We start from the raw sequence: 5,049 nt of genomic DNA on the forward strand, positions 1-5,049 counted from the left end.
CAGCCGCACCGCCCGCTTCACCCTCGACCCCGCCTTCACCATCGGCGAGGTCAACCCCCGACTCTTCGGCTCGTTCGTCGAGCACCTCGGCCGCTGCGTCTACACCGGCGTACACGAGCCGGACCACCCCACGGCCGACGAGGCGGGCCTCCGCACCGACGTGCTGGACCTCGTCCGGGAACTGGGCGTCACCACGATCCGCTACCCCGGCGGCAACTTCGTCTCCGGCTACAAGTGGGAGGACTCCGTCGGCCCCGTCGAGGACCGCCCCCGCCGCCTCGACCTCGCCTGGCGCTCCACGGAGACCAACCACTTCGGGCTCTCCGAGTACATCGCCTTCCTCCGCAAGATCGGCCCCCAGGCCGAGCCCATGATGGCCCTCAACCTCGGCACAAGGGGCGTCGCCGAGGCCCTGGAACTCCAGGAGTACGCCAACCACCCCGCCGGCACGGCACTGTCGGACCTCCGCGCCACCCACGGCGACAAGGACCCCTTCGGCATCAAGCTGTGGTGCCTCGGCAACGAGATGGACGGCCCCTGGCAGACCGGCCACAAGACCGCCCAGGAGTACGGCCGCCTCGCCGCCGAGACCGCCCGCGCCATGCGCCAGATCGACCCCACCGTCGAACTCGTCGCCTGCGGTTCCTCCAGCCAGTCCATGCCGACGTTCGCCGAGTGGGAGGCGACGGTCCTCGCCGAGACGTACGACCTGGTCGACCACATCTCCCTGCACGCCTACTACCAGCCCGAGGACGGCGACGTCGACTCCTTCCTGGCCTCCGCCGTCGACATGGAGTCCTTCATCGAGAACGTGATCGCCACCGCCGACCACGTGGGCGCGAAGCTCAAGTCCAAGAAGAAGATCAACCTCTCCTTCGACGAGTGGAACGTCTGGTACATCTCGGAGTGGCACGCGATCGAGAACTCCGGCGCACGGGACTGGGCGGTGGCCCCCCGCCTCCTGGAGGACAACTACAGCGTCATGGACGCCGTCGTCTTCGGCTCGCTCCTGATCGCGCTGCTCCGGCACGCCGACCGCGTCACCGTCGCCTGCCTCGCCCAGCTCGTCAACGTCATCGCGCCGATCATGACCGAACCGGGCGGCCCGGCTTGGCGGCAGACCACGTTCTTCCCGTTCGCGCAGGCATCCCGGTACGGGCGCGGGCAGGTCCTCGACGTACGGGTCGACTCACCGACGTACGAGACGAAGAAGTACGGCGAGGCGGACCTGCTGCACGCCACGGCCGTGCGGGCCGAGGACGGCTCGGTCACCGTGTTCGCCGTCAACCGCGACCGCGCCGAGTCGCTCCCGCTCGAAGTCGCCCTGAGCGGGCTGGAGCTGACCGAAGTCGTCGAGCACAGCGTGCTCGCGGACGCCGACCCCGACGCCCGCAACACCCTCGACGAGCCGGGGCGCGTCACCCCGCACACCGTCGAGGGCACGGCTCTCCGCGACGGCACGCTGCACACCGTCCTCGAACCGCTGTCCTGGAACGTGATCCGGCTCCGCTAGCGGCAGACCGGCCGGGGGAGTGCCCGTAGGCCACGGGCGCTCCCCCCTCACATGCTCCCCCACAGGATCGTTACCGCGTGCTCAGGTTTTCCTCAGCTTCGCCGCCTATCGTCGGCCCCTGCCAATCAATCCCTACCTATCCGGTGGGAAAACCAGGGAAGACGGAAGACGGGAGACGGACGTAGATGCGGACGCTGGTACTGCTCGCACTCGCGGGCCTCGGCGCCCAACTCGTGGACGGCAGCCTGGGCATGGCCTACGGCGTGACCTCCACGACCCTGCTGCTCGCGATGGGCACCAACCCGGCGGCGGCCTCGGCGACGGTCCACCTCGCCGAGATCGGCACCACGCTGATGTCGGGCGCCGCGCACTGGCGGTTCGGCAACGTGGACTGGAAGGTCGTGGCCAGGATCGGGGTGCCGGGGGCGGTCGGCGCGTTCCTGGGCGCGACCGTGCTGTCCACGCTGTCCACCGAGGTCGCCGAGCCGGTCATGTCGCTGATCCTGCTGGGACTCGGGCTGTACGTCATGTCCCGCTTCACCTTCCGGGGGCTGCCCAAGGGGCAGTTGGGCAAGCCGCTGCGGAAGCGGTTCCTGTCGCCGCTCGGACTGGTCGCCGGGTTCCTGGACGCGACGGGTGGGGGCGGCTGGGGTCCGGTCGGTACGCCGGCGTTGCTCGCCAGCGGGCGGATGGAGCCGCGCAAGGTGATCGGCTCCATCGACACGAGTGAGTTCCTCGTCGCGATCGCCGCCAGTCTCGGTTTCCTGTTCTCGCTCGGCTCCCAGGGCATCGACTTCCTGTGGGTGCTCGCGTTCCTGGTGGGTGGGCTGATCGCGGCGCCGATCGCGGCGTGGCTCGTGCGGTTGGTGCCGCCGCGGGTTCTCGGGTCCGCGGTCGGCGGGATCATCGTCGTCACCAATGTCCGTACGGTGATGAGGAGTGACTGGGTGGGGGCGACGGGGACGGTGAGCTCCGCTGTGTACGGGCTCCTGTATGTGCTGTGGGCTGCTGCTGTGGCGTACTCCGTCCGCGCCTATCGGAGGGAGAAGGCCACGGAGTCTCTGGCCGAGGAGCCGCAGACCGTGGGGGCGTGAGCGGTTGGGTGGCGTCCGCGGGTGATTCGTGGCTGGTCGCGCCCACGCGGCGGAGCCGCATATCGACAACTGCCCCGCGCCCCTTCAGGGGCGCGGGGAACTGCGCGACCAGCCCCCACCGGCCCGCGGATCTACCTCTACCAGCGGAGCGCTACGCGCTGTCGACGCCCACGGTCAGCGTCGCCTTGTAGCCGTCGGAGACACTGTCGCCCAGGGCCGTGAGCGTGAGGAGGCCGCTGGAGGCGCCTCCGTCGTCGTAGATGCTGTCGTCGGCGAGGGCCGTCTCGGGGGTGGTGTTGGCCGAGTACGGGGACGTCGCCTGGATCTCCTCGTTGATGTCCGCGTCGAAGAACAGCTGGCCGGTGTGGATGATCTCGCCGCCGGTGTACGAGTCGTCGGTGAGCGTGACGTCCGTGTGCACCCGCATGTGGACGTGGACGGCGCGCGAGACGTAGTGACCGGGCCAGATCGAGGTGATGCTGCACTGGCCGTTCTCGTCGGTCATCTGCCCGCCGCGCAGGAACGTGCCGTTGTCCTCCTCCTCGTGTCCGTTGCCGCCCACGAAGCCGGAGTACTCGCCGAGGTGGTCGCAGTGCCAGATCTCCAGGAGCGCGTCGGCGAGCGGGGCACAGTCGTTCGCCACGTCGACGACCGTGAAGGTGTACTGGACCTCGAAGCCCTCCTTGTCCTCGCGGATGTCCTCGCGGACGAGGGCGCCTTCGAGGGAGTACGGGCCTTCGGTGACCTCCGCGTTCAGGACGCAGACGTCGGCGGTGGTGGACGAGGAGTCCGAGGCGGACTCCGATGCCGTGGACGCCTTGGTCGTCGCTTTCTCGGTGGTCGGGTTGGCCGCGGCGAGGCCTGCCGCGGCGAGCCCGCCCGCCACGGCGACGGTGCCGCCGCCGATCAGGACCCGGCGCCGCTTGACGCTCTTGTCGAGGCGGTGCCGGCCGGACTGGTTCTCGTTGGTGGTGTTCTCTGTCATGCCCAGTGAAGTTAGGCACGCAGCTGAGGAAATCCTTAACACGGGACTGTGCGTACGCTGGGGATGTAAGTCCCAACCCAGTCTGTTTCCACGGGAGTTGGGACACAGTTCGCAGACTCGCTGCGCGGACTCGCTTCGCAGACGGCGGTCAGCGCAGGCGCATCGCCAGCGTCACCGCGGCCCCGGTCGCGCCCGCCGCGATGGTGAGACGGTCGGTGACCAGGTGGGCGAGCCAGAGGCCGCGGCCGGAGCGGGTGTCGTCGAGGCCGGGGAGGAGCTCGGGGATGGCCGGTGTGAAGCCGGGGCCGTTGTCGGTGATCCGGCACTCCAGCTCGTCGGCCAGGCGGCGCAGTTCGAGGTGGCCGCGCCCGCCCGCGTGCTCGATGGCGTTGTCGGCGATCTCGCTGATGGCGAGGGTGAACTCGCCCAGGCGTACCCCGGCCAGTCCCTCGGAGGCAGCCGTGTCCTCCACGAGGGCGCGCAGCACGGACAGGTTCGCCTCTGTGAAGTGTCGCTTCAACAGGACCGTCTCGGAGTCGTCAAGGCCGCTCAGCCGCATATATCCAAGCTAGCGGCGATGGGGCGATCCATGCGGGAAGTACCGGCCGGGGGCGGAGACCGGTCGGAGTTGTGCGTTCGTGATCGCGGAATGACTTCTTCCGGTCGGTGGTCGTTGCTCGCTTTCCCGGTTTCGGCTGCCGCCCCCGCGCATGGCCGTGGGGTGGCCCGAGCACGACGACTCGGGCCACCCCACGGCGAGGTGCGGCAGGGGTGCGCGCGTCAGCTCGTCTCGACGCCCACCGTCAGTGTGCCCGCGTAGCCCGCCGATGGCGAAGTGCCCAGCGCCGTCAGCGTGAGCAGGCCGGACGCGGCGCCTCCGTCGTCGTAGATGGAGTCCTGGGCGAGCGTGGTGCGGGGGACCGTGTTGGCCGAGTACGGCGAGAGGGCCCCGACTCTGGCCGTGACCGTCTCGTCGAAGAAGAGCTGCCCGGTGTGGAGCTCCTGGCCGCCGGTGAACGAGCCGTCAGGAGTGAGCGTGACATCGACGTGCACCTTGAGGTGGATGTGCACGCACCGCCCGCGGTACCAGCCGGGGTAGACCGAGGTGATCCGGGCGACACCGTCCGAGCCCGTCAGCACGCCCCCGCGCAGGAACGTGCCGTTGTCCGGCTCGTCGTGGCCGTTGTTGCCGACGAACCCGGAGTACTCACCGAGCGCGTCGGAGTGCCAGATCTCCACGAGGGCGTTCGCCAGCGGGGCGCAGGTGTCGTCGTCGACCACGGTGAGGGTGAGCTGGAGCGGGAAGCCGGTCTTGTCCTCGCTGATGTCGGAGCGGACGTACTGTCCGTCGAGGTAGTAGGGACCTTCGGTCATCTCCTTCGTGAGGGTGCAGACGGCCGCGGCGGCCACGGGGGCCGTACCGGCCGTCGTGGGGGTGGGGGTGGTCACGAGTGGTC

At 69.6% G+C, this 5,049-nt stretch carries 5 protein-coding genes; 2 read left to right on the forward strand and 3 right to left on the reverse strand.

From position 1 onward, the window contains the following. Both arfA and FNH08_RS44230 read left to right on the forward strand, forming a co-directional pair. Nucleotides 1-1,513 (forward strand): arabinosylfuranosidase ArfA (gene arfA / locus FNH08_RS44225; protein WP_152777159.1); only part of this gene is annotated, 1,513 nt, incomplete at its 5' end. A gap of 185 nt (nucleotides 1,514-1,698) precedes the next feature. Continuing rightward, complete coding sequence (locus tag FNH08_RS44230) at nucleotides 1,699-2,607, forward strand: sulfite exporter TauE/SafE family protein (RefSeq protein WP_152777160.1); 909 nt, start codon at nucleotides 1,699-1,701, stop codon at nucleotides 2,605-2,607. Nucleotides 2,608-2,758: 151 nt separating this feature from the next. Here FNH08_RS44230 and FNH08_RS44235 read toward each other — a convergent pair whose 3' ends face one another. The 3 genes from FNH08_RS44235 to FNH08_RS44245 form a co-directional block, all read right to left on the reverse strand. Then, nucleotides 2,759-3,592, reverse strand: a complete 834-nt coding sequence (locus FNH08_RS44235; protein WP_152777161.1) for an intradiol ring-cleavage dioxygenase — start codon at nucleotides 3,590-3,592, stop codon at nucleotides 2,759-2,761. Between the two features lie 148 nt (nucleotides 3,593-3,740). Continuing rightward, nucleotides 3,741-4,151 (reverse strand): ATP-binding protein, encoded by a 411-nt coding sequence (locus FNH08_RS44240; protein WP_152777162.1) that lies wholly within the window; start codon nucleotides 4,149-4,151, stop codon nucleotides 3,741-3,743. A 221-nt stretch (nucleotides 4,152-4,372) separates the two neighbouring features. Next, nucleotides 4,373-5,049, reverse strand: a 677-nt coding sequence (locus tag FNH08_RS44245; protein WP_152777163.1) for an intradiol ring-cleavage dioxygenase, incomplete at its 5' end; no start/stop codon positions are given.

The sequence above is a fragment of the Streptomyces spongiae genome, assembly GCF_009377185.1.
GTDB lineage: Bacteria > Actinomycetota > Actinomycetes > Streptomycetales > Streptomycetaceae > Streptomyces > Streptomyces spongiae.